The organism is Psychromonas sp. MME2, from assembly GCF_040566515.1.
Taxonomy (GTDB): Bacteria; Pseudomonadota; Gammaproteobacteria; order Enterobacterales; family Psychromonadaceae; genus Psychromonas.
In genome coordinates this window covers 381,832-406,807 of the sequence record NZ_JBEWXI010000015.1, presented here as the reverse complement: position 1 = coordinate 406,807, position 24,976 = coordinate 381,832, and the positions used below count along the sequence as shown (strand labels likewise).

Here is a 24,976-nt window from a genome sequence, read left to right as displayed (position 1 = left end):
GTAAATCATGCGTATTACTCCAAAAATTTGGAGCCATTAACTGACTTTATGTATGAAGTAGAAAAAGTTAAAATTTCTTTTGTTATTGAAAATATCTCGAAATCGTTTGATTCTCTTGTCCCGTTAACCAGGAAACTTGATGATTTCCTCATCAATAACTTTTATATATACGGCCCAAGAAACCCTGATAATTATCTGTTATGTCTACACCCCCAGTGGAACTGTGATAGAGGAGGAAGGTTTGATGACAGAGAGGGAGATATAAAATACGATAAAGCGATGAAAGAGCTGTTTTCAATCATTGACGACTATAAAACAAAATATTCAGTTTTAGAAAATCTGTAAAAATAGAGTTGTGTATTTAAAGAAACATCGCTAATAGGGGACACACAAACCTTTTTATTGATGAAGGGTTTAATCCTAATGTTGAATATATCAATGGTATGACACCTGCGCAGTATACCGTTGCCTTTGAAAATGAAGCTATTTTAAAGTTTTTTCTAAATAAAAGTAAAAACTTATCTGGTATTTACCTTACTGCTGTAAAAAAAGCGATTTATACAAGCCATGTATATCTTCACCTTTGAGTGTTATGGTATGACTTTTGGTAAGTCTTTCTTAACAAGATACAAAAAAGTATTGAAACGCAAAGAGCGAGTAATGTGAAATTATCACAAAAATTACTCAAACAAAGCATCGCTGCATTGCAACTATATTGGTCAAACCAAAAGTACCCTAATGTAGTTCGCACCTTAACGAAAGAAACAGCTGATAGAAATTTAAAGCGTTTGACTGATTTATGTGATACGGGTAATTTTTAAATGAAAAAAATATTATTAATAGAAGATAATCCGCAATTATTAAAAAAGAAGATTGAGGAATTAAATGAAAATTTTACTTACCCTGTAGATAGTGTAGCTAATTTTCATCAACTTCAAGCATACTTAAAAACTAATAAAGATAATGTATTTATTGCTTTGCTTGATTATTATCTTGAAGGTGCAATGGATGGGCAGGGAGTTGATTTACTCATTGAAAATGAAATCCCAACTATTGTGTATACAGAAGAGTACTCTAATGAAATCAGAGAGATATTGTTAGATAAGTGTGTTTTTGAGTATTTACTCAAAAAACCCAATAGTGACATTCTTTATAGTACAAGGCTAATTGAGCGCGTATATAAAAATAGTTTTAGTAAGGCATTAATTGTTGATGGTTCGGGAGAGTTTTCGTAATAAATTAGCAAAAAATTTACAGCAATTTGGATTAGACTCTTTACAAAGTAATAATGCCCAGAACACATTAGCTTTATTAAAAGAGCACCGAGATATTCAACTTGTTTTAATTGATCTTGATATAGAGTGAGAAATACAAGGTGTAGAGCTTGTTGAAGATATAAGAGAGCAATTTCCATCTACTACTCTTGGAATTCTTGGTGTTACACCACATGGTTACAATAGCCAACTTTCTATTGAATTTTTGAAAAAAGGAGCAAATTCATTTATTAAACCTTTTGTTAAAGAGCAATTAACTCTTAGAATTATGCAAGTGCTCGAAATGCTGGATCCTACTATAAAAGAAAAAAGTATAGAGGCTACAATTGATCCGCTTACTCAACTAAAAAATCGACGTGCTTTAGAAAGCGAGTCTAAAGAATTAACTCAATCTGCACTTATTTCTAACAGTTATTTTATTATCTTTGCAATGATCAACATCAATCATTTTAAGCTTATTTTTATTAATGATACTTATGGCCATGATATTGGTGATGATATTTTAAAATTAATTAGCCAAGTTTTGAAATCTAGCCTCAGAAAAAAAAATATTTATTTGTTAGGAATGGTGGAGAGGAGTTTTGTATTGTTCTTTCTGATTTGACGCTAAAGAAAGCTATTGATGTTTTTGAAATCTTGAGAAAAAAAATAGCATCAACGTCATATAAAAAAGATGGTGTAAAGATTAATGTTACCGTTTCCATCGGTTTATTTCATGGTATAAAAAAAGATTTAAATCAATGATGACGCTAGCCGATGAAAAACTGTATATTGCAAAAGACAATGGGCGTAACAAATTAGTTTCATAGTTGAAAGTCGCGAATATGATAAAACTTACTCACAAAATTTATTAAAAATTTAATTAGTTTTATAGGTGGGGTAATGCTCTAGTCATCAACCATTTTTCACCCTACTCATAATTGTCAATACTTGGGCAGGTGCAGAAAGAGGTGGCGGTCGCCAAAGACGTTGTCAACGCGATTGACTGCTGGCCAGTATTTGCTCTCTTTACTCTGTTGAGTGGGGAAGCAAGCGACTTCTTTACTGTAACTGTGTGCCATATATCATCCATTAAATCGGCCTGTGTATGAGGGGCATTGGTTAATGGGTTATCCGTAGCTGTCCACACGCCGCTTTGCAGTTCTTGAGCAATTTCTTGGCGAATCGCAATCATGGCATCACAAAATCTATCTAATTCGGCTAATCCTCCGATTCCGTTGGTTCTATCATTAATGTGCCCGCAACGGGAAAAGACATGGTTGGTGCGTGAAAGCCGTAGTCCATTAAACGTTTGGCAATATCTTCGCCTGAAATGCCCGATGCTGCTTCGATAGGGCGAATATCAATAATACATTCGTGGGCAACACGACCCGCTTTACCGCGATATAAAACTGGGTAGTGTGGACGTAAACGCGCCATAATGTAATTGGCATTGAGTATGGCAAGCCTAGTCGCCTGTGTTAATCCCGCTTCACCCATCATGGCAACATAGGCGTAGGAGATTGGCAGAATAAAAGAAGCTGATCCGAGTTCCGCTGCGGAAACGGCATAGTGTTTATTATCGGCAGACTCAGTCACTTCAATGTGTCCGGGTAAAAATGGGATGAGGTGCGCTTTTACGCCGATTGGCCCCACGCCGGGGCCGCCACCGCCATGGGGAATGCAGAAGGTTTTATGCAGGTTCAAATGGGAAACATCAGCGCCAATAAATCCGGGGCTTGTTAGCCCAACTTGTGCGTTCATGTTGGCACCATCGAGGTAAACTTGACCACCTGCCTCGTGTACCCATGTGCATACTTCTTGAATCCCTTCTTCATAAACACCGTGCGTTGAAGGATAAGTGATCATAATACATGAGAGATTATCACGGTGCGTTTCTATTTTTACCTTTAATCCGCATGGTCGATATTCCCTAAGGGATCACAGGCAACAACCACAACCTGCATTGATACCATGGCGGCACTGGCGGGATTAGTGCCATGGGCAGAGCTGGGTATTAAACAAATATTCCGATGACCTTGGCCGTTACTTTGGTGATAACGTTGAATCGCAATCAACCCAGCATATTCACCTTGTGCACCGGAATTGGGTTGCAATGAAAAGCCATCGTAACCGTAATCTCACATAACATCTCCGTTAATTTTTCTGCTAAGGCTTGATAACCGAAACTTTGCTCGGTCGGTGCGAAAGGGTGTATTTGAGAAAATTCAGGCCAGGTGATCGGCAACATTTCAGCGGCTGCATTAAGTTTCATGGTGCAACTGCCCAGTGGGATCATGCCATGTGTTAAGGAGTAATCTTTATTCTCTAATTTTTTCATATAGCGCATCATTTGCGTTTCACTGTGATATCTATTAAAAACAGGGTGCGTTAAATAATCACTCTCGCGGCGACAAGTTAAGGGAATTGCAGCGAATTCATCGGCATTAATAGCGTTGGCAAAGTCGCTCTGGAGTGATTTTCCGTTATTGTAAGTAGTAAATCATCGACATCATTAATGGTTGAAGTTTCATCGAGACTGATACCAAGTTGTACGGGCACATTCTGCGGTGGGGAATTTGCGTAAATTCATACCTTTAGCTAGTGCACGATGGTAAATCGCTTTGCCGTGATCAGGACAATTGATGGTTAAGGTATCGAAAAAGTGAGCGTGTTGTAGTTCGATCCCTTCGCTTTGTAACCCTGCAGCAAGAATCGCCGTTAGGTGGTGTACGCGCCGTCCAATTTTACGCAGGCCTGCGGGACCATGATAAATTGCATAAAATGCCGCCATATTGGCAAGCAATGCCTGTGCCGTACAGATGTTAGAGGTCGCTTTTTCACGGCGGATATGTTGTTCGCGTGTTTGCATTGCCATGCGCAGGGCGCTATTACCTCGTCTATCTTTAGAAACGCCAATAATGCGACCCGGCAGGTGCGTTTGAATTTATCTTTGCTTGCCATAAAAGCAGCATGTGGCCCACCAAAGCCCATCGCTACACCAAACCGCTGTGCACTACCAATAACGACATCTGCGCCCATTTCACCGGGCGCTTTGAGCAGTGTTAAGGCGAGTAAATCCGTGGCAACCGCTACTAAAGTATTTTTACTGTGTGCTTGGCTAATGAGTTCCGTTAAATCTTGCACATTCCCCGTGGTACTTGGGTATTGTAAAATGGCGGCAAATATATCGTGTTTGTCCATTTCATCCAGTGCGCCTGTGATAATTTCAAAACCAATATACTCGGCGCGAGTGTGTAGTACATCAATCGTTTGTGGGTGCAATTCGTCACAGACAAAAAAGGTATTACTTTTGCTTTTGCCTGCGCGTTTACAAAGGGTCATCGCTTCAGCGGCAGCGGTTGCTTCATCTAATAATGAAGCATTTGCTATTTCCATGGCGGTTAAATCCATGATCATTTGTTGATAATTTAGCAGAGATTCTAAACGCCCCTGTGATATTTCAGGCTGATAAGGGGTATAGGCGCTATACCAGCCGGGATTTTCTAAGACATTGCGCAACACCACATTAGGGGTAAAGGTGTTGTAATAACCTTGCCCGATATAACTACGGTTACAGACATTTTTGCTGGCGAGCTCCTTAAGCGAAGTTAGCATCTCCGATTCACTTTGCGCATTGCCTAGTTGCAATTTTTTAGGTAAGCGGATCGCAGCAGGCACAGTTTCCTCAATCAGTTGATCAAGGCTATCAACGCCGATGGTTTCAAGCATCACCTTTTGTTGTTCACTATCTGGTCCGTTGTGACGGGTGGCGAATTCATTGTTATTAGATAATAGATCAAGCAGCGAGGTATCGGTCATGTACTTTCCTAGACGGTGGCAGTGAGCAGCGTTAACGATAGCAATAGGGGTGAAAACAGCGGCGGGTTGATATACATCCCACCTAACTATTTATAAATTGAGTGCGTTATTAGTCTTCGTCCTCATCCTCGTTTAATGCCAAATATTCTTCACTTGAAAGCAAGTCGTCGAGCTCGCTTGGATCTGATAGTTGAATTTTAACTATCCAGCCTGCTGAATAGGGGGATTCATTTATTAGCTCGGGACTTGATTCGAGCTCTTCATTAATTTCGATAATTTCACCTGAGACGGGGGCATAAAGATCCGATGCGGCTTTTACCGACTCAACTAGCGAAAAACTATCTCCAGCATCGACCTCATCTCCAACCTCTGGTAAATCAACAAAAACAACATCACCTAAAAACTTTTGTGCTTGGTTCGAGATGCCCATCGTGATGGTGCCATCACCATTATCAAGTGCCCACTCGTGTGTTTCTGTAAACTTCAATGTACTTTCCATAGCATATCCTTAACTAATTTATTGAGCGTATTCATCGCTGAAATCTATTTTTCAATGGTGGTAAAAAGTCAGGTAAAAATAAGCGAACATCTGTTTCTTATAATAGAAATTATTCCAAATGCTTTACTAAATCAAGCATAAAGTGTTATTTTCAGTTTCTAAGTGAGTTATATTTTAAACAACAATCGTATAAATCTTAGCTAAAAAAAGGGGTGATGTAACTTTTTTGTTAAAATTCAAACTGATCATTATGCGCTTGGAATATTCTCATTATTTATGCCGTACGGTTATTTTTACCGATAACATGCTTAAGATAAAAGGAGATTTTGAACGAACCTGATGGGCATGACATTCATCCATCGCCTAACTACGTTAACCATTAATTCAACCATTGCACTATATGGAGTATTTGCCAATGTCAGAACAATTACTTATAACCCCACTGCACGCACTACATATTGAAATGGGCGGAAAAATGGTCCCTTTTGCGGGGTATGATATGCCCGTGCAATATAAATTAGGTGTACTTAAAGAGCATTTACATTGCCGCGAAAAGGCCGGTTTATTTGATGTGTCACACATGGGGCAAATACGTTTAATAGGTGAAAATGCTGCGCAAGCGTTAGAAGCGTTAGTGCCTGTTGATATTGTTGATTTAGAGAAGGGCAAGCAACGTTACGCCTTTTTTACCAATGAGCAGGGCGGCATCCTTGATGATTTTATGGTCAGTAATTTTGGCGACCATCTCTTTATTGTGGTTAATGCAGCATGTAAGAAGCAAGACATTAATCACTTAAAGGCAAATTTGCCCAATGATGTACGCCTTGAAGTCATAGATGATCGCGCACTGCTGGCACTGCAAGGGCCGCTCGCCGCAAAGATATTATCGCAGATTAATCCCGCCGTTAATGAGTTGCGATTCATGGATTGCACCACCATGCAACTGCTCGATATTGAATGTTACGTCAGCCGCTCAGGTTACACGGGTGAAGATGGTTTTGAAATATCGGTGCCAGCGGACTATGCGCAGGTATTGGCCCGTGCTTTACAGGCATTTTCGGAGGTAGAATGGATTGGTTTGGGCGCGCGTGATTCGTTACGTTTGGAGTGTGGCCTCTGTTTGTATGGTCATGATATTGATCAAACTACGACACCCGTGGAAGCCAGTCTGTTATGGGCGATGAGTAAAGTGCGTCGTGAAGATGGGCAAAGAGCAGGGGGCTTTCTTGGCGCAGATATTATTCTGGCGCAAATAAAAACAAAAAAAATCAAGCGTAAACGAGTTGGTTTATTGGGTATTAGTAAAGCCCCCGTGCGCGAAGGTACACTACTTTTTGATACTCAAGATAATGAAATAGGTATCGTCACAAGCGGTAGCTTTGCACCAAGCAAGGGTATGCCCGTTGCGATGGCTTATCTTGACAGTAAATTTATTGAACTTGGCACTGAACTTTATGCCTCAGTACGTGGTAAGAAATTAGCCATGAAAGTTGAAAAAATGCCTTTTGTAGCGCAGCGTTATTATCGCGGATAAAGCATATAAAAGGAGCTAGTTTAGCTCCTTTTATATAGTTAGTGTCGTTACAGTAAAAGAAGATCGGGTGCAACAAAGGGCATATTATGTGCCTTGGCAACACTTTCGCAGGCGATTTTTCCTGAAATAACATTGAGCCCTTGCATTAATCCGCGATCACTTTGCAATGCTTTTTTGTAACCTAAATTTGCGAGTTTAATAATATAGGGCAGCGTTGCATTATTTAGGGCAAATGATGACGTGAGTGATACAGCCCCTGGCATGTTAGCGACACAGTAATGCACCACATCATCAACAATATAGGTCGGATCTTGATGGGTAGTGGCATGTGATGTTTCAAAACAGCCCCCTTGATCGATAGCTACATCAACAATCGCCGCACCGGGTTTCATTTTTGCGATATGTTCTTTAGTCACCAATTTGGGGGCTGCCGCACCGGGAATCAATACGGCACCAATCACTAAATCGGCAGCAAGCACCTCTTGCTCTAATACTTCCGTTGTTGAAAAAAGCACTTTCGCTGAATTACCAAACTGCATGTTTAAAGCTCGTAGGGTATTAATATTACGGTCTAAAATGGTTACTTCTGCACCTAAGCCTACGGCCATTTGTGCAGCATTATTGCCTACCATACCGCCACCAATCACAACCACTTTAGCAGGTGCTACGCCAGGGACTCCGCCTAACAAGATACCCCGTCCACCATTAGATTTTTCCAATGCCTGCGCGCCCGCTTGGATAGACATACGTCCAGCCACTTCGGACATGGGAGCTAGCAAGGGTAAACCACCTTTATTATCGGTAACCGTTTCATAGGCAATACAAATCGCACCAGATTTGAGTAACAGTTCGGTTTGTTGTAAATCAGGGGCGAGGTGAAGATAGGTAAATAAAATTTGATCTGGACGTAACATTGCACATTCAGACGGTTGTGGCTCTTTAACTTTCACAATCATATCAACTGCTGCAAAAATAGAGGCTGCATCTTGCGCAATGGTCGCGCCAGCGTCGATATAATCTGCATCGCTAAAGCCAATCCCAACCGCCGCATCTTTTTGTACTAGAACATCGTGGCCATTTTGTACAAGTTCACGCACACTGGCAGGCGTCATGCCAACACGGTATTCATGGTTTTTAATTTCTTTAGGTACACCAATAAACATAATTATTTCCTTTTAACTATATGAACACGGATGATTCAACGTCTGTATATATTAGAATAGATTTGTTGGTGTTTTTGTCTTTATTTTTTGTTTATTTATTTCATTTTCAGCATATAATTTTAAAAAAATAGATATTTATAGTGGAATAGACTGAATTATGAAAATCAATCAGATGATGACTCTAGATAGGTTCGATAAACACATTTTACGAGAGTTGCAAAATGATGGCCGAATATCCAATGTGGAATTAGCGAAAAGGATTGGTTTAAGTCCTACCCCTTGTTTAGAACGGGTAAAACGGCTAGAAAAGCAGGGGGTTATTAAATCCTATACTGCGTTATTAGACCCGCAATATCTTGATGCCGCGATGCTGGTTTATATCGAAATATCATTAAATAGAAGCAGTGCGGATGTATTTGAGCGATTTAATCGTGCAGCTAACCAAATCGATGAAATCTTGGAATGCCATCTTGTCTCTGGTGATTTTGACTATTTATTAAAAACCCGTGTTGCTAATATGTCTGCTTATCGTAAAGTTTTAAACCAAACGTTGCTTTCATTACCGGATATCAAAGATTCTCGTACTTATGTGGTCATGGAAGAGGTTAAATACTTAACCTCTATCAATATTCCTAAATAGTCTAAATGCTTTCTTATCCATTAAGCGATGCTATATTTGTTTAATATCTGATTTATTACATCTTCGTTAATTGCAATTCAAATTTTTTAGTTCAAGTACACCTAAAGGGATAAACCTTCGTCATGCAAAAAGGCAAATTCGTCACTGGTAATATTTTTCAGCATATTGTTGTTATGTCATCAACCAATGCCATTGGCTTAACTGCATTATTTCTTGTTGACCTTGCAGATCTATTTTTTATCAGTTTATTAGGCGAAATTGAACTGGCAGCCGCAGTGGGGTATGCCGGACAATCGCATTTTTTACAACGTCGATTTCAATCGGTTTAGCCATAACAATGAGTGCCTTAGTATCAAAAGCGATAGGGCAGCAAGATTGTAAAAAAGCATGCCAATTAGTCATTAATATTATGGTTACGGGCTTTATTATTAGCGCTATTGTCGCTGCAATCGCATGGTATTTTACACCTGAACTACTTACTTTAATTGGTGCGCGCGGCCTAACACACGCTTTTGCCGTTGACTACCTGCGTATATTACTTCCGTCATTGCCTGTTTTAGGTGTGGCGATGAGTGCTGGCGCAGCGTTACGTTCCGTCGGTGATGCGAAAAGGGCAATGCTATCAACCTTAGCTGGCGGCGGTGTTAATGCCATTTTGGATCCGCTGTTTATCTTTACTTTTGGTTTAGGGCTGCATGGTGCAGCGGCTGCATCCGTTGTCGCACGTTTTGCGGTTGCTTGGGTTGCACTGTATGGGGTTATGGTTAAACATCAATTAATTAGTCGATTCCGCTATAAATTATGGCTAACGGATCAAAGAGAGATCTTTAATATTGCTATCCCGGCTATGATAACCAATGTCGCAACACCATTAGGTAACGCTTATGTCACGATGACGATTGCATCCTTTGGTGATAGTTACGTCGCTGGTTGGGCGATTATTGGACGATTGATACCAGTTGCCTTTGGCATGATTTTCGCCATGTCTGGTGCTGTTGGTCCTATTATTGGGCAAAACTATGGGGCGCTTTTATATGATCGCGTGAAATTAAGCTTAACGCGTGCCATACAATTTACATCCTGTTATGTTATTTTGCTTGCGTTAATTATTTATCTTAGCCAAAACCTGATTATTCAGCTATTTGGTGCACAAGCTGACGGGGCTGAGTTAATCCGTTTTTATTGCACATGGATATGTGTCTCCTTTACCTTTAATGGCATTCTTTTTATCGCGAATGCTGCATTTAATAATCTAGGCTATCCAACAACATCAACCATTATGAATATAGGAAAAGCAACGATTGGTACTATTCCATTTGTATATTTTGGTGGTCAATGGTTTGGTGCTATTGGCGTTATAACTGGGCAGGCTATTGGTTCGATAATTTTCGGACTGTTAGCTTGGTTCTGGGCGCAACGTGTGTTGCATCATTTAGAGAGTGATGCAAAACCATCTATAACCGAGGAAGATGAACAGCCATTAAATTCAGCTTTACCATTAACACCATTTTGCTCTAGCCGAGCCTATATGTGCGCAGATAGTGAAGAAAGTATGATCACTGAACCTGCTGAAAAATCGAGGAAATAAAACACGTTTTGATTTATTTACTTTTAGTCTTAATGGTAACTTCAATCTGTTCATTCTCGCCAGCAAACCACTTTTGCACATAAATCGAGCCTAAAATAGGAGGCATGCCATCTTCAGGGACTTCTTTATAGCGAATGCTATTCTTATTATGTTTTTCAAATTCAAATTTTATTACTTTTTCAGACATTCGCTATCTCCATTAATATCGTTATACTGCACTTTGCGGTCATAATACTTCAAGATACAAAGTCTGCAAGAACAAGTGTATCGAGTTCGAAGTAATTAACCCGAGGTAGATTTTTAATAGGGCGCACGGATATACTTTATATTAGTAATTGTATCTCAGATATTGTCACTAATAGTTTATTAATGATTGATAGTTCAAACCAGCTTCTCAGGCTTTGCAACATAATATGGAGTCCTAATATGAATAAAGAATTAACAGGTGGATGCTGCTGTGGTGCGGTCAGTTTTGCTGTTGAAGATAACTTTAGTCACTTTTATTTTTGTCATTGTGAACAATGTAGAAAACTAACCGGTTCAGCACATGCATCCAATTTATTTACTGAGCCTGATAATATACGTTGGATTGCTGGACAGGATAAAATAAAGCGTTTTATCCATCCAACGCGTTCATTTTCTAAAAACTTTTGTCTTGTTTGTGGCTCAGCTTTACCATTTTTGTCACAAAGCGGTAGATATTTACTTGTTCCAGCAGGAAGCTTAAACACAGAACCAACGAAAAGAGTAGACGCGCAAATTTTTTGCTCGGAACAAACTCAGTGGCATAAATCAGGTATTAAAGCCATTAAAGTAGATAAATTTCTTTAACCATCCGTGTTATTTTTAATTAAGGCATTTAATGAATAGTTACTTACTAATAAATTTCAATTTGAGTATTCACAAACATGCTAATAATACGAGATGTTACTTATAAAACATATTGTATCGGCAACACCAACAACTGCGCATAATGTATATTATGTTAAATACGATAACAAAGCTATGTTATTTAAAGTTTAACTTTAGCTCGATCTAGTCTTGGGTTTCGTACTATTGAACATAATGCTATTTAACATAAAATGTATAACATACTGTTATATAATATTTTTCGCAGCTTGCTGTTGTTCTTACTTATCTGGTTGGTAATGCCTAAAATACGCTATGGAAATTTAGCACTGGATCATTTCTATTAGACTGGCTTCGATTTGTTTACTAAATAACTCAATAAATCGCTATTTATCAGTTTGTTGCAATCATTCCTCTTAACCAATTATCCTCTGAAACCCTTGTCGTTATTGGCACTAACTAACAGTTTGAATAATATTTAGGCGCTCTGTGTTAAAATCTAACGCGTCATTAAGGCATTCGCCCTAACTAATAAAAGCTACGCGACTAAATTATTAGAAAATATGGTTTAGGAAAATTGCTTTCAAATTCTCTGATTAGTTAAACTTTTAACCTTCCAAAATAATACGAAAATATTTCTGACAACTTTTTTGCTGTTGTGCAATATGGCTTTGCCAATTTGGTTCACAGCTTTCTCTAATATCATTAACAGCTATGCAATCCGATTTCTTGGGTAAGCTTGTTTGCAAATTTCGTTGCAACCCTAAGTTTATGTAATTATAAAGTTGGTCAGTCAACTCATTGCTGATTGATAATTCTGTTCACTTTTGCTTGCAACAATAATGCTTGCTTCAGAATATAATGCAGACAATAAATGAATGGCAGCATGATCCATTTCTTAATTAAAACTCGATAACTGTTCAGTTAATTCACTGAGTGCCTATCAGGTATCATTAGTAACTCATGTAAATTATATTTGAAATCATCATTTTCATAATTATTTGAACCGAGTTCTTTTAGGTAAAGTTTGCAACTGCTTAAATGCTCTGTTTAATTTTCCAATGTGATAACCATTAATGTTTGGCTTAATGGTAAGACTTCGGCAAACATGATCAATAATGTCTAATAGTGTTTGGTTTGTGTCAGCAATGACAATCGAATGCGCACAAAATATTGGTTGAATTGCTTTAATAAAATTTAGCGGGTATTCACCTGAAATTGGTTGATACAACCAATGCAATACAGGTTTTATTTCATCTAAATAATGTAATAAGGTGCTGAACGCTAACTCTGTTTGGTTATTCTTTTTAAGAATAGTTTACCCACCCTGCCGCTGTTTTACGTTTAACTTGCCAGGTGCTTATATAACTGTTTTGTATTGAAAAACTATCTAATTAACCCATCCTGTTGCAGTCAAATGATCCCACGCTGCTTGCACATGTTTTTCAGACATAAGCTGTTTTTTACGTAAATTCCAATGTTGAATTGCATGAAAAGCGTCATTAGCATTGTGGCAATTTTCATGTTTTGCAACCCAATGTACTGTAGATAATAGCTCTACACCATAAGGGGATTGATAACCTTCAATCAGTTCGCTTACTCTACTTATTCGTTCATTTATATCTGTGTTAGATTCAGCTAAAAACTGTTTTGCACTTTCAAGTGCTTCATCAACGGGCGTGATTTGTGATTCAACAACCCCATCTCCAACACCTTTTATATAATGACCATCCATTGTATTTAATGCATGACGTAGTGCATCTGCGTATGGGCCGAAGTTGTGTTTTATGAAATTAAGTTTTAAGTTTTCGCCCGCCTCTTGCAAAAAATAAGCGAGTTTTTGTACTTCAATCTTAGATAAACCATAATTGACCGCTTGATACGTTTCTAACAAAGTAAGAATAGCTGCACGACCTGCCGTCATTTTCGGTTTTTTGGTATTGTTTAGCATTTCTGTTGCGCCGATTGCTTCGTTTGGTTCAAATAATCGAACGTCTACATGTTCAAGGCTACCTAAATACTTCACGATAAGCGGTTTTACTTCTGACCAAGACAAACCTCCGAGACCACAACCAATGGGTGGAATTGCAATTGATGTGATACCCAGCTGTGTGATTTTCTTTGCTAAATCTTGTAAACCCCTTTCAATATCAATCAATCTTGAAGCACTGCGCCAATGCCCTTTGGTTGGGAAGTTGACTATATATTTAGGCGTTGCTAATGTACCGAGTTCATAAATAAACATGCTGCCTAGTTTCACTTGTTCATTTTTACAAGCCGTTGCATAAGCTTTAAAATTTGCCGGCCATTGTTTCTTAAATTGTAAAGCAATACCTTTTCCCATCACGCCGACACAGTTGACAGTGTTAACGATTGCATCAACATCGTGCTGTTTTAAAAGGTTGCCTGTTACTGAATCAATTGCCATGTTATTGCCCTAAAAAATACCAATCTGTCATTACATCTACCGTTAAGTTTACGTTATGTTTAGCCAAAATGGCATTAACTTGTTGCGCTCGGTTTGTATCGATCACACCAATACGTGTCATCCAATTGAGCGGAACTTGCTCTTTAATCAAAAATTCAGCCTGTCTTTTTTCCATTCTATCAACATAGCGAGGCTCGTTATGCTTATCAAAAAAGTACTTACAAAATCCATCTAACGTAGGATTTTCAGTCAATGTCTGCCAATCAACTATATCTTTCAGTTTTTGTAAATCTGTACAATCCTGACTGTAAGCTTTGGTTGCGTTACGATCATAAAATACAAAATCCTGTAATCCATTCTGATACGCAATTTCTATTGTCGTTTCAAAATAGATAATAGCTGTTTGATCATACAAACAACCTTGCACCTGACCATTGTGAATTGCCGATAACATCGGTGAACGAGGTGCAAAATAAAGGGAACAAAATCATGTATTAATCCACCCGGTGGATTCGGCGTTTGTTTATTTGAGCGAATACCTTGTGCACCGCCATGCGCAATGTTGTGATACTCAACACCTTGCTGTTCACTTAACGATTTGCAAACTAATGCCCCCTGCTCACAAATGAGATCTAAGTTATCAATCGCGGTGATATGAAATATTCGAACAGGGCGTGGCATCGTCATTATGTGCTAACTCCTAATGCGTTTAGCAATTTCAGCACGTTTATCCAGCGGGCACCACATTGCCCCCAAAGACATCGATTTAATACCGTCATTTTCAAGATGACATGACTCATCACAATAGACATTATAGATTTTGCTCATGGTTATACTGCCTTATCTATTATTGCATCAGTGAGGTTAAGCTGAGTTTGTTGCGCTTGGTTGAGTTGTGATTTTAGTTGGTCGCAGATTGCCATTAACTCTTTAACTTTAGACACTATTCTATTCTGTTCGTTTATTGATGGGATTGGTATTTGCAAATCTCTACATTGCTCAAGTGAAAGGTTATCTTGACCAGCTGTACCTTTAACTTCATTTAAGACAGAGGACAAAATAGAGTCAGTTGGTAATATGAAATATAGATACTGAGAATTAATACCTGCTAAAGGTCTAAATACTGCTAATGCTTGATTCATATTCCATTCTGGATACTCATTTGAAATAATGGCGACTTTTCCTAATGGTGGACCGACAATGTTCATGATGACATCACCAGGAAAAACTCTTGATCGATTTAGTTTACCTGTGTGTGTATCTTTCGAAATAAATATGGGTTTATATGCGAAATCTAATGTGTTTTTTACAATGTTATAAACTTTTAAAAATGGAACGGCACCGTCATCTAATAGCTCAGGTTTAGACGGTGTTGTTCCTTTTGTAATGAAATCACAGATAAATCTAGCTTTTACTAATACTCGATTATTAATGATTGTATTTCTTGCATACTCATATTCATTTTCAACGGCTAACTTTTCTTTGCTGTTTAATTTACGTGAGAATTGCTCTTTATATATTTTATCAATTAATTCACTTACAGGTTCATCGCTTGGGTCTTGTGGAACCAGTTTGCCCATCACGGCGAGTTGTAGGATGGTTTGTTTTAGTTGGTCGATGCTGTGCTCTGTGGTGAACAGGGTATCGAAAAACGCACTCACGCGTGCCCAGTTTGTTTGTAACTCGGTAGCATCTTTTGCATCCGTTAAGGTGTTTAACAGCACTTCAACTAAGGTTTTGTGGGCATCAATACTCGATTCTGTTTGCTGTTCAAGCTGGTCACATAACAACATTAGTTCATCTACTTTCGCTACGATGCGGTGTTGCTCGTTTAGTGGTGGCAAAGCTAGAAAGTCTTCTCTGAGCTGTTTTGTGTCTAAATGAGGTATAGCAGCACCTTTCATTGAGGAATTTAGACGCGTAAATGCTTGTTTGAAATATAACTGAATATAATTTTTTACAGATTTATAGGTATCTATTCTAGCAATTGTCGAACCTATAACACCTATTTTACCATTAAGAATTAGTCCACTACGAGAACCATCACAAACAACTAGAAGGTCGTTCTCTTTGGACATAGGGCACTTTTCATCATTGGTATATTTTCTAATGTTGTGCCTATCTAACGCTTCAATATCTAAATATGGGAACTTGGATAAGGTATCCGATAGCTCTTTTGGTTTTTTGCCTTTAGTAAGTGTGAACAGTTCAATATTGTGAGCCCACTGCCAACCCAAAGGTAATACAAACGGTAATTCTTTTATTGAAATATCACCAAGTGTCTTTGGTTTTTTAATCGTTTTATTTTTAATTAACAATGCTCTTTCTTCTGCAATACGATCAAGCAAAACAGAAGCTGGTTCCTCACTTGCATCCTGTGGCACTAATTTACCACGTACCGCTAACTCTAAAATCAACTCACGTAGTTTCTTAATACCATACAGTTCTATCTTCTTGCTAGAACCGCGCCCTGTTGCATTTTTTTTCTTTACGGCAGATGTCCACGTTTCAATATGCTCGGTGATTAAGTTTTCAATCTGCATTACTTAACCTCGCCTGAAGATTCTTTATTTGAACTTAAGGCATCACCTAAAATGGTTTTAAGCTGGTGTCGCAGTTCACTGATTTCTGTTTGCTGTGTTTGGTACTCTGCTAACAGTTGCTGGGTCGTGGTTAACCACTTCACCTTGGTAGGGATTTTTAATATCTAAATTAAAGTTACGTTTAATGATGTCATCAACGGATACTTTCCACGCTTGGTTGTTTTCAACACGTGAAGCAAAGCCATCTTGTTCATTGCCCCACCAATCTAACTCTGTTTGGAACTCTTCAAACTTCATCGGTTTGGTTTTATTATAGTTTTTCACGCCCTCTGGGTACGGGTGCTCGTAAAACCATACATCTTTGGTCGGTGTACCTTTGGTGAAGAAGAGGATATTAGTTTTAATGCCCGTGTAAGGGTTAAACACACCATTGGGTAAACGCACAATAGTGTGTAAGTTACACTCTTCAGTTAATAGCTTTTTGATTTTAGTTTTTACGCCTTCACCAAACAGTGTGCCATCGGGTAATACCACGGCAGCACGTCCGCCATCCTTTAGCACTTCAATAATCAGCTGTAAGAATAGATCGGCTGTTTCACGGGTTTGGAACTCACTTGGGAAGTTCTTCTCGATACCGTCTTCTTCTGTGCCACCAAATGGCGGGTTAGTAACAATCACATCAAAGGATTCATCCCAGTTGGCAAGCGGTTTGTTTAAGGTGTTGCCATGCTTTACTTGCACGGGTACTTCAATGCCATGCAACATCATGTTGGTGGTACATAATAGGTGTGGTAGTTGCTTCTTCTCGACACCGTGGATCTGTTTTTGTAATGCTTGATGGTCACTACTGTTTTTCACGTAGTTATCTTTTACATGGTCAAACGAACACGCTAAGAAGCCACCTGTACCGCAAGCAGGGTCAATAATAGACTCGTTTAGTTTTGGGTCGGTCACTTTAACAATAAACTTAGTAATGGCACGTGGTGTATAGAATTCACCAGCGTTACCTGCACTTTGTAAGTCTTTTAAAATCTGTTCGTAGATATCACCAAACATGTGACGCTCTTGCGAGTCGGTGAAATCAATTTCATTCAACTTGTTAATCACCTGACGTAACAGCGTGCCGTTTTTCATGTAGTTAAAGGCATCACTGAACGCGGCTTTCACCACGTAACCACGCGGGTTTAAGTCTAGTGGTGCTGTTAAGTTTTTAAGGTTTGGAAACAGCTCGTCATTAACAAAATCAAGCAATGAATCACCCGTGATACCTTCAGCATCTTCAGCCCAGTTACGCCATAAAAATTGCTCTGGAATAGGCGCTTTATAATTGTCTAGTTCATCTTCAAGCTCTTCTTCTTGTGCATCAAATACTTTTAAAAATAGTAACCATGACATTTGCCCTAAACGCTGTGCATCACCATCTATCCCTGCGTCTTTACGCATGATGTCTTGAATTGATTTAATAACTGAACTGATTGACATAGTTTTCTCTTTGTTTGATGCGAATATGACGATAAATGTTTAACTTTATGCTGTTTGTTGCTTTGGTGGACGCTGATAAATTTCAGATTCCAGCTCCTTAATGGCTTGCTCGTACTTTGATTTACCGCCAAACACTTTTTTCTTTATTTCAAGCGGTCTACCAATATCTGTGAAAGGCTGTACTTTGAGCGCATCTTTTGACTCAATTTCTTGTACGCCCACATTCGCGTATTTGGTGAGGAGATTATCTAACACGGTTTGTGCTGTGTCCGAATATTTAGTGAAATAGTTACGCTTTTTGACGTTGTTTGCACGTTCTTTGCGCGTTAAAGCGGGTTGGTCGTAAACAACATGGCAAATCATATCAAAGGGATCGAGATCGACGCCGACTTCCTCTTCAAGTGCTTTCCAAATAATGCCCGCTTGTTCAAGTTCATCAATCACGATTTGTTTTCGCTCAGCATCGTTCCAGCGTTTAACAAAGTCATCTAGCGAGCTAAATTGCGATTGCATGGTTTTACGGATGTAGTCTTTAAATGACTCGGTGACTAAGCCACCATCACTGTCGTAATACTGCACACGCTCTGCCATTTTTTTAACGGTGACGCCTGATACATGGAATTTAATAAAACGTGGCTCTTCATCATCACCACTAGCTATTTCACCCCAATCTTCATTCTTTGGTGGCTGTTCATTACTTTCATCGCCTGTGTTTTCAACTGTTGTTGCATCGTAATCTGGTGAGTCATTTTCACTGATTTGCTCATCTTCTTGCTCTGTTGTGCTATCAATGTCGCCCGTGCCATCAATAATATCTTCGGCTGTTGGGGTCATCACCTGCACTGGCTCACCATCAAAATCATCATCGGCAAACAGTTCGGTGGCTTTTTTAAAGTCTAAAATGGTGAACCACAGTTTACCGAAGCGATCATCAATACGCGTTCCACGACCAATGATCTGCTTAAATTTAGTCATCGATTTTATGTTTTGATCAAGTACCACTAATTTACAGGTTTTAGCGTCAACCCCTGTTGTCATTAACTCAGAAGTCGTTGCGATAACAGGGTAGGCCTTTTTAGGGTTAATAAAGTTATCTAGTTGGGCTTTACCTATTTCATCATCGCCGGTAATTTTCATCACATATTTTTCGTTTTTAGCGACTTGCTCAGGATTAAGGTTAACTAATGCTCTGCGCATACGTTCAGCGTGATTAATATCGTTACAAAAGATAATAGTTTTTGCCATTGGGTCGGTACGTTTTAGGTAACTGGTAATGGTTTCAGCCACTAACTGTGTACGCTCATCAATGACTAAGGTACGGTCAAAATCTTTTTGGTTATAGATGCGATCATCAATTAGCTCACCATTTTTATCGGTTTGCCCTTTGGTTGGTCGCCAGCCTTGCAGGTCAACATCAATATCAACACGTACCACTTTGTAAGGGGCTAAAAAGCCATCATCAATGCCTTCTTTAAGGGTGTAACAGTAAGTAGGCTCACCAAAGTAATCGATGTTAGAGACTTCATCTGTCTCTTTTGGCGTGGCCGTTAAACCAATTTGTGTTGCAGAGTTAAAGTATTCGAGTATTTCACGCCATGCACTGTCATCTGCGGCGCTACCACGGTGACATTCGTCAATGATGATTAAATCAAAGAAGTCTGGGTCAACTTGCTTAAAAGCTTTTTGGTATTCTTCGGGGCCCGTTAAGGCTTGGTATAACGCTAAATGTATCTCGTAAGCAGGGTCAACTTTACGCCCTGTTATTTTGGTCATCGCTTGACCAAAGGGCTGAAAGTCATTGGTCTTGGTTTGGTCAACTAAGATGTTTCTATCGGCTAAAAATAGGATACGTTTTTTGGCTTTTGCTTTCCATAAGCGCCAAATTATTTGAAAGGCGGTATAAGTTTTACCTGTGCCCGTTGCCATCACCAATAGAATTCGGTCTTTACCTTGTGCGACTGCCTCAACCGTTTTATTAATCGCTTGTAGTTGGTAATAACGTGGTGATTTACCGCTGCCATCATCATGGTAATCTTGCGTGATAACAGGAAGGTGTTCTGATTTGTAACCTTTCCAGATACAGTATTTGTGCCATAGCTCTTCATGCGATGGGAACTGTTCAAGGCTGATTTCTGTTTCTAGTTGCTGTAGGTTAGTTTTATCATGAAAGATATAACCATCACCGTTAGAGGCAAAGATAAACGGCACTTCTAATAAACGTGCGTAATCTAAACCTTGTTGAATGCCTTTACCCACATCGTGTTTGTTGGCTTTAGCTTCAATCACAGCCAGTGGTTGGCTTGGTTTGTGATACAACACAATATCAGCAGATTTTACCGTTTGGCGCATGCCCAGTTGACCACGCACAATCACTTTACCATCACGCAGTTTCACCTCTTGGCGTATTTGCGTCATATCATCCCAACCCGCATCTTTAATGCTTGGAAGAATGAATTTGGTGATGATGTCTGTTTCTGTCAGCTTTGCTTTGTTTATCGTGTTGTTTTGCATGAAGTAAAACCACCTATGTAAGCTATATTTCAATGAGTTGTATTGTGGCATTTATGTAGATGATTTTATATGATCTGAAGGTAAATTGAGGGATATTTTGTACTGAATTTAATGAAACCCAACAGCTATTATTGAATTTTGTTGTTACATGGTGTTACATCAATTACCTATATGTGACACCATTGTTGTTCATATACTCTGATTTCCATTAATTGAGAGAGAAAATTATGAATAACAGACAACCAATTCAACTAAATGCAGAACTTTTAATAAAGGCCCGAAAGGCATTGGGACACAATCAAGAGACACTAAGTTTACAACTTACGAATTCAAATATCCCAGTATCAAGAGCTACAATCAATCGAATTGAAAATGGAAAGAAAACAGAAATCCAAATAGCAATAAAAATAGCAGAAGCACTTGGTGTTACTTTGGATTATTTACAAGGCAAAGAAGAGCCAACTCTACATTATTGGGTGCAAATCTATGACGAAGATACAAACGGTGAATTTGTACCTATCAATAAACTAGGGGCTGTTTTTGAAAATAGTTTCGATTTGCTAGATTTCATTGATAAGCATGTGTTCCTACCTGCTTCACAGTATCCAACGGAGCTTCCTAACATCATATCTTCATACTATTTAGATAAAACAACCAACGCTTTATTGGCATCGGTTTCTTATGGAGAAAGTGATAATACTGAACAATTCAAAATTGAAGTTAAATTAATCAAATTAACCGATGCGGGGCTAACATGGACTAACTTTACAGATTTTAAGTATCATTGGGTTGAGCAATCACTAAAAGAGCTGTTTTACAAACGCTCAACCTATGTTAATCCATTAATTTCTACTGAATTGATTGAGCATAAATACCTAATAAAAATTGTACAGTTACCTTCAAAGTCAGAAAAAAATGATGTGATTAACTTGTTAAGCAAAGACCACTCTATCGATGAAGTTATCTTATTTGAAAAATATCAAGAGGCTTGGAAGCAATTAGCTTTAAGTTTCATTAAGTATGAATCTATTGAAACTAATACATTTAATGAATTAGTTAGAGCCATTCAGCTTATCCTAAATCAATATAACCCATCTAAATCAATTACAGTTCAATATAACTTTAAATCTAACAATAATGTCCAGTTTGATGTATTTCCAAATATGCAAAGTGATAAAACAAGAGGGGTACGACTAAATATATATAGAGTTGAGATTAATGAAAATTCAGCAGCTAATGCACCGTGGCCTGAGTACCAGATGCGTGCAATAGAAAACATTTGGTCTATCTATGCAGACGCGCCTGACAATCAGCTAATGAGTAATGTGCTGAGCAATGAAACCATTACTGAAATCAAGAATTGTTTATGAGGTCATTATGGTTTGTAACAACAAAGATGTTAGAAAGTATGTCCGCTCATTAGAAAAAATAGGTTGGTCAATTATCAAAGGTAAACGACATCCACGCCTTTTACACCCAGGTGGAAAAAGGTGGATTTCTATATCTTGCACTCCCCGTGATAAAGGATATTTACGAGTTCTCAAAGGGAGGGTAAATTTACTCATAAACTTTGGATAGTGTTGAATATTGACTCAGTATTGTTAATTTGGCTCATTTGTATTAGTTCAGACTAGATATCGACATCTCGACTTGAAAAGTTGAGAGTTACCCGTTTTGATAAAGGTGTCGAATCTTTATTTCAAAACAACAAAAGGTAACTCTCATGTTTCATACTAACAATCCAATCATTAAACACAAAGCAGGTTACTTAATTTAGCAGGAGATAGCGTTGCTTGTTTTTAGAAAATAATTTTGAGTTATCTGAATCGACACCATTTTACTAGACACCTCCTAATTAGATAAAATGACTCAAAAAGAGGTGTCAATATGAGTAGTAAACGTTATCCCGAAGAATTTAAAATTGAAGCTGTTAAGCAAGTGACTGAGCGAGGACATAGTGTTGCATCTGTCGCTAAACGATTAGATGTTACAACACATAGTCTTTATGCTTGGGTTAAAAAATTTGGCCCAGGTTCAGCCGAACATCAGGCAAAATCAGCTGAGCAAGCAGAGATAAATAAGTTAAAAAGGGAATTAAAACGGGTAACAGAAGAGCGGGATATATTAAAAAAAGCCGCGGTGTACTTCGCAAGCCAGTCCGATTGAGGTACACCTTTATAAAGGACAACGCTCAATGCTGGTCGGTTCGAAGCATGTGTCGAATATTAAATGTTCATCCCAGTGGCTATTATGCTTTGATAAAGCAGCCCAACTCTAAGCGCTCACAAACTGATAAGAAACTGACTGGGCTGATTAAACAGTTTTGGCTAGAGTCTGGCGGGGTTTATGGCTACCGTAAGATCCATTCAGATATTCGAGATACTGGTAAGCAATGCGGAATTAATCGCGTATATCGATTAATGTCACAAGCAGGATTACGCGCTCAGGTTGGATATAGAAAACCGCGTCAAAAAAGTGGTGAAGTTAATATCGTTACGCCTAATAACCTTCAGCGACAATTTAACCCAGATTCTCCAGATAGGGCTTGGGTAACTGATATAACGTATATTCGAACACATGAAGGATGGCTGTACTTAGCAGTTGTTGTTGATTTATTTTCTCGTCGCGTTATTGGTTGGTCAATGCAGTCAAGGATAACCAAAGAGTTAGCACTCGATGCATTGTTAATGGCCGTATGGCGGAGAAAGCCAAAATTTAAAGTGATGGTTCATTCTGATCAAGGTAGCCAATATACAAGCCACGATTGGCAATCTTTTTTAGATGCTCATAATTTAGAAGGTAGCATGAGTCGTCGAGGAAATTGTCATGATAATGCCGTGGCTGAAAGCTTTTTTCAATTATTAAAACGAGAGTGTATTAAGAAGAAGATCTACTCTACAAGGGAAGATGCGCGAAGCGAAATATTCGATTATATTGAGATTTTTTATAACAACAAACGCAAACATGGTTCCAATAATTTATTGTCGCCAGTAGACTATGAAAAGCGCTATCAAAAAAGGCTAGAAAGTGTCTAGATTATTGGTGTCGATTCAATCTACTTAGATAAACTAGCCTTTACGCTTCCTACATAATCTAAAAATATTTATGTGTAACTTAACTCTATTCCTTAAATTAATATTATGAGCTTACAGCTATTGAGCGTTTTCAATATATTATCTACAATGGCTCACTTTTAATTTACTTATAGGTCACAAACATGAACGACACTAGCACGCTACCCACTTTACCAGATCGTCTGTCGGTTAACCCTCGTAGCCCGCATCATGTAGCTGAAATTTTTGAAAATGATAATGATATTGGTATTAAACTTAATGGCAAAGAGCGTTTTGATGTTGAGGAATATTGCATAAGTGAAGGTTGGGTTAAAATTCCGGCGCATAAAGCGTTAGATTGTCGTGGCCAGCCACTTTTACGAACCGTAAAAGGCTCGGTTGAAGCATTTTATCGTTAAACACTTTAAGTGTACTGTTTAATCAAGCGCTAGTAAGCCGTTTTAGATCACGACTTACTAGCGTAAGTTTTGTCTTTTCTGAATTAGACTAAATAGTGATAATTGCTGTAACGGTCATTATTCAGGTGTACACATCTCGTTATCTGCAGAGTCTTCTGAGCCAGAACAAATGATGTCCCGCGTTTCCTCTTCCATAGTTTCATCTGGCGTAGGTGAAGTGTTTTCATCCTTCTGTGCAGAACACATTTCATTCTCTGCTGCATCTTCATTACCGGCGCAAATAATTTCAGCTGTTGTGCGTTTACCTTCTGCAGGTAAAGTCGATTTATCCATATTTCCTTCTAAAGCGGCACACATTTCATTTTCAGCCGCATCTTCATCACCAGAACAAACAATGGCGCGTTGTTCTTCTGTCATTGTTACATCATGAGCCATTATTGCTGGGCTGATAAATGCAGCAGCTAAGATAGTAGCGGAACACATTGATTTGATTAAAGTTAATTTTTTCATTTTTTCACCTATTGCTATTTCATAAATTAAAATAAAGTAAATTGATGTTTTCAGTTTAATTATCTATTGCCTCATACTCCCCTTCCCTCATAAAAAATATCCCTATACAGCAACTTAACGCCTTTATAATGTAAGCGGTTACTTTGCTTGGCAAAATAATTAATCTATTTAATTTAAGGGTTACAAATATAATCAATTAACAACAGGTCGCTACAAATTGATAAATTTAGTGGCTGAAAGTCAGTAAAGCCTCTCCAAAAAAGAGTATAGATTATAAAAATTAAATATAGTGTAAAAATTTACTATAGTCACACATGTAAGCGCTTTCATGAGAAGTGGGTCACACTCAATATTGCCCTACTTGCCATAGATTAATCTATGAAAAAATAAACGCATATCAATAGTTGGTTACATTAACAGCACTCTGCTGCTGTAATAGAGCATGATTACATATAAAACCGATCGGAATTGTTTTTTTTATATGATATATGAGACAAAATAATTGCCATAATGTTAATCAGGTAACTTGGCTGTTATAGGGATGTTAATTGCGCACTTTTTTACCGGGTTAACTCTTGACTATTACTTATCTTGCAGCGTATAAACATGATCGGTTAATGCCAAGCTGCATTGCCATCAAACGAGTGACATTCATAGAAGAAACCATTCAACTACTAAACCT

At 38.4% G+C, this 24,976-nt stretch carries 21 protein-coding genes and 3 pseudogenes; 13 read left to right on the top strand and 11 right to left on the bottom strand.

Annotation, left to right across the window (positions count from 1 at the left end; translation table 11 throughout):
- From AB1A03_RS17265 to AB1A03_RS17245, 5 genes are all read left to right on the top strand, one after another.
- A partial coding sequence (locus tag AB1A03_RS17265) for a hypothetical protein (RefSeq protein WP_354625825.1) occupies nucleotides 1–345 on the top strand: 345 nt, incomplete at its 5' end.
- Nucleotides 346–662: 317 nt separating this feature from the next.
- Nucleotides 663–821 carry a hypothetical protein gene (locus tag AB1A03_RS17260; protein ID WP_354625824.1) on the top strand — a complete coding sequence of 53 codons (159 nt, stop codon included), beginning with the start codon at nucleotides 663–665 and terminating at the stop codon, nucleotides 819–821.
- Nucleotides 822–1,235, top strand: a complete 414-nt coding sequence (locus tag AB1A03_RS17255) for a response regulator (RefSeq protein WP_354625823.1) — start codon at nucleotides 822–824, stop codon at nucleotides 1,233–1,235.
- 244 nt (nucleotides 1,236–1,479) lie between these two features.
- Nucleotides 1,480–1,878, top strand: a complete 399-nt coding sequence (locus tag AB1A03_RS17250) for a diguanylate cyclase domain-containing protein (RefSeq protein ID WP_354625822.1) — start codon at nucleotides 1,480–1,482, stop codon at nucleotides 1,876–1,878.
- On the top strand, nucleotides 1,875–2,018 hold the full coding sequence (locus AB1A03_RS17245) for a hypothetical protein (RefSeq protein ID WP_354625821.1): 144 nt from the start codon (nucleotides 1,875–1,877) through the stop codon (nucleotides 2,016–2,018). The genes AB1A03_RS17250 and AB1A03_RS17245 overlap by 4 nt, the downstream gene beginning before the upstream one ends.
- Nucleotides 2,019–2,184: 166 nt before the next feature.
- Here AB1A03_RS17245 and gcvP read toward each other — a convergent pair.
- Both gcvP and gcvH read right to left on the bottom strand, forming a co-directional pair.
- Nucleotides 2,185–5,075: pseudogene (gcvP, locus tag AB1A03_RS17240) on the bottom strand (aminomethyl-transferring glycine dehydrogenase).
- 109 nt (nucleotides 5,076–5,184) lie between these two features.
- Nucleotides 5,185–5,574, bottom strand: coding sequence for a glycine cleavage system protein GcvH (gcvH, locus tag AB1A03_RS17235; RefSeq protein ID WP_354625820.1), 390 nt, complete (start codon nucleotides 5,572–5,574; stop codon nucleotides 5,185–5,187).
- 415 nt (nucleotides 5,575–5,989) lie between these two features.
- Between gcvH and gcvT the strand changes: the two genes are divergently transcribed.
- A complete protein-coding gene (gcvT, locus tag AB1A03_RS17230) occupies nucleotides 5,990–7,108 on the top strand; it encodes a glycine cleavage system aminomethyltransferase GcvT (protein WP_354625819.1) in 1,119 nt (372 codons plus the stop codon).
- Nucleotides 7,109–7,155: 47 nt separating this feature from the next.
- Here the strand turns inward: gcvT and ald are convergent, their stop codons facing one another.
- The gene (gene ald / locus AB1A03_RS17225) at nucleotides 7,156–8,271 is read right to left on the bottom strand and encodes an alanine dehydrogenase (protein WP_354625818.1); all 1,116 of its coding nucleotides are present in this window, start codon (nucleotides 8,269–8,271) and stop codon (nucleotides 7,156–7,158) included.
- Between the two features lie 157 nt (nucleotides 8,272–8,428).
- On the opposite strand from ald, the gene lrp reads away from it, so the two are divergent.
- The 3 genes from lrp to AB1A03_RS17210 all read left to right on the top strand — a co-directional run bounded on the left by lrp (nucleotide 8,429) and on the right by AB1A03_RS17210 (nucleotide 10,499).
- Nucleotides 8,429–8,911, top strand: coding sequence for a leucine-responsive transcriptional regulator Lrp (lrp, locus tag AB1A03_RS17220; RefSeq protein WP_354625817.1), 483 nt, complete (start codon nucleotides 8,429–8,431; stop codon nucleotides 8,909–8,911).
- A 122-nt stretch (nucleotides 8,912–9,033) separates the two neighbouring features.
- A complete protein-coding gene (locus AB1A03_RS17215) occupies nucleotides 9,034–9,240 on the top strand; it encodes a hypothetical protein (protein WP_354625816.1) in 207 nt (68 codons plus the stop codon).
- 8 nt (nucleotides 9,241–9,248) lie between these two features.
- On the top strand, nucleotides 9,249–10,499 hold the full coding sequence (locus tag AB1A03_RS17210) for an MATE family efflux transporter (protein ID WP_354625815.1): 1,251 nt from the start codon (nucleotides 9,249–9,251) through the stop codon (nucleotides 10,497–10,499).
- Nucleotides 10,500–10,512: 13 nt separating this feature from the next.
- Here AB1A03_RS17210 and AB1A03_RS17205 read toward each other — a convergent pair whose 3' ends face one another.
- Nucleotides 10,513–10,686 carry a hypothetical protein gene (locus AB1A03_RS17205; protein WP_354625814.1) on the bottom strand — a complete coding sequence of 58 codons (174 nt, stop codon included), beginning with the start codon at nucleotides 10,684–10,686 and terminating at the stop codon, nucleotides 10,513–10,515.
- Nucleotides 10,687–10,925: 239 nt separating this feature from the next.
- On the opposite strand from AB1A03_RS17205, the gene AB1A03_RS17200 reads away from it, so the two are divergent.
- Nucleotides 10,926–11,330 (top strand): GFA family protein, encoded by a 405-nt coding sequence (locus AB1A03_RS17200; RefSeq protein WP_354625813.1) that lies wholly within the window; start codon nucleotides 10,926–10,928, stop codon nucleotides 11,328–11,330.
- A 1,408-nt stretch (nucleotides 11,331–12,738) separates the two neighbouring features.
- Here the strand turns inward: AB1A03_RS17200 and darG are convergent.
- The 6 genes and pseudogenes from darG to hsdR all read right to left on the bottom strand — a co-directional run bounded on the left by darG (nucleotide 12,739) and on the right by hsdR (nucleotide 20,312).
- Nucleotides 12,739–13,776 carry a type II toxin-antitoxin system antitoxin DNA ADP-ribosyl glycohydrolase DarG gene (darG, locus tag AB1A03_RS17195; RefSeq protein WP_354625812.1) on the bottom strand — a complete coding sequence of 346 codons (1,038 nt, stop codon included), beginning with the start codon at nucleotides 13,774–13,776 and terminating at the stop codon, nucleotides 12,739–12,741.
- A 1-nt stretch (nucleotide 13,777) separates the two neighbouring features.
- A pseudogene (gene darT, locus AB1A03_RS17190) lies at nucleotides 13,778–14,457 on the bottom strand (type II toxin-antitoxin system toxin DNA ADP-ribosyl transferase DarT).
- Nucleotides 14,458–14,469: 12 nt separating this feature from the next.
- Nucleotides 14,470–14,604 carry a hypothetical protein gene (locus AB1A03_RS17185; protein WP_354625811.1) on the bottom strand — a complete coding sequence of 45 codons (135 nt, stop codon included), beginning with the start codon at nucleotides 14,602–14,604 and terminating at the stop codon, nucleotides 14,470–14,472.
- Nucleotides 14,605–14,606: 2 nt separating this feature from the next.
- Nucleotides 14,607–16,319, bottom strand: coding sequence for a restriction endonuclease subunit S (locus AB1A03_RS17180; RefSeq protein ID WP_354625809.1), 1,713 nt, complete (start codon nucleotides 16,317–16,319; stop codon nucleotides 14,607–14,609).
- Nucleotides 16,319–17,801 (bottom strand): annotated as a pseudogene (locus tag AB1A03_RS17175) (N-6 DNA methylase). Before AB1A03_RS17175 ends, AB1A03_RS17180 begins: the two are co-directional and overlap by 1 nt.
- Nucleotides 17,802–17,846: 45 nt before the next feature.
- On the bottom strand, nucleotides 17,847–20,312 hold the full coding sequence (gene hsdR / locus AB1A03_RS17170; RefSeq protein ID WP_354625808.1) for an EcoAI/FtnUII family type I restriction enzme subunit R: 2,466 nt from the start codon (nucleotides 20,310–20,312) through the stop codon (nucleotides 17,847–17,849).
- A 227-nt stretch (nucleotides 20,313–20,539) separates the two neighbouring features.
- Between hsdR and AB1A03_RS17165 the strand changes: the two genes are divergently transcribed.
- The 3 genes from AB1A03_RS17165 (at nucleotide 20,540) to AB1A03_RS17155 (ending at nucleotide 23,784) form a co-directional block, all read left to right on the top strand.
- Nucleotides 20,540–21,682 (top strand): helix-turn-helix domain-containing protein, encoded by a 1,143-nt coding sequence (locus AB1A03_RS17165; RefSeq protein WP_354625807.1) that lies wholly within the window; start codon nucleotides 20,540–20,542, stop codon nucleotides 21,680–21,682.
- Between the two features lie 517 nt (nucleotides 21,683–22,199).
- Nucleotides 22,200–23,347 (top strand): IS3 family transposase gene (locus AB1A03_RS17160; RefSeq protein WP_354625806.1). Its coding sequence is split into 2 segments (ribosomal slippage): nucleotides 22,200–22,437 and nucleotides 22,437–23,347, totalling 1,149 coding nucleotides; the frame shifts between segments, so codons are not numbered across the junction.
- Between the two features lie 182 nt (nucleotides 23,348–23,529).
- A complete protein-coding gene (locus AB1A03_RS17155) occupies nucleotides 23,530–23,784 on the top strand; it encodes a DUF3297 family protein (RefSeq protein ID WP_354625805.1) in 255 nt (84 codons plus the stop codon).
- Between the two features lie 117 nt (nucleotides 23,785–23,901).
- On the opposite strand, the gene AB1A03_RS17150 is transcribed toward AB1A03_RS17155, so the two are convergent.
- Complete coding sequence (locus AB1A03_RS17150; protein ID WP_354625804.1) at nucleotides 23,902–24,294, bottom strand: hypothetical protein; 393 nt, start codon at nucleotides 24,292–24,294, stop codon at nucleotides 23,902–23,904.
- Nucleotides 24,295–24,976: the final 682 nt, after the last annotated feature.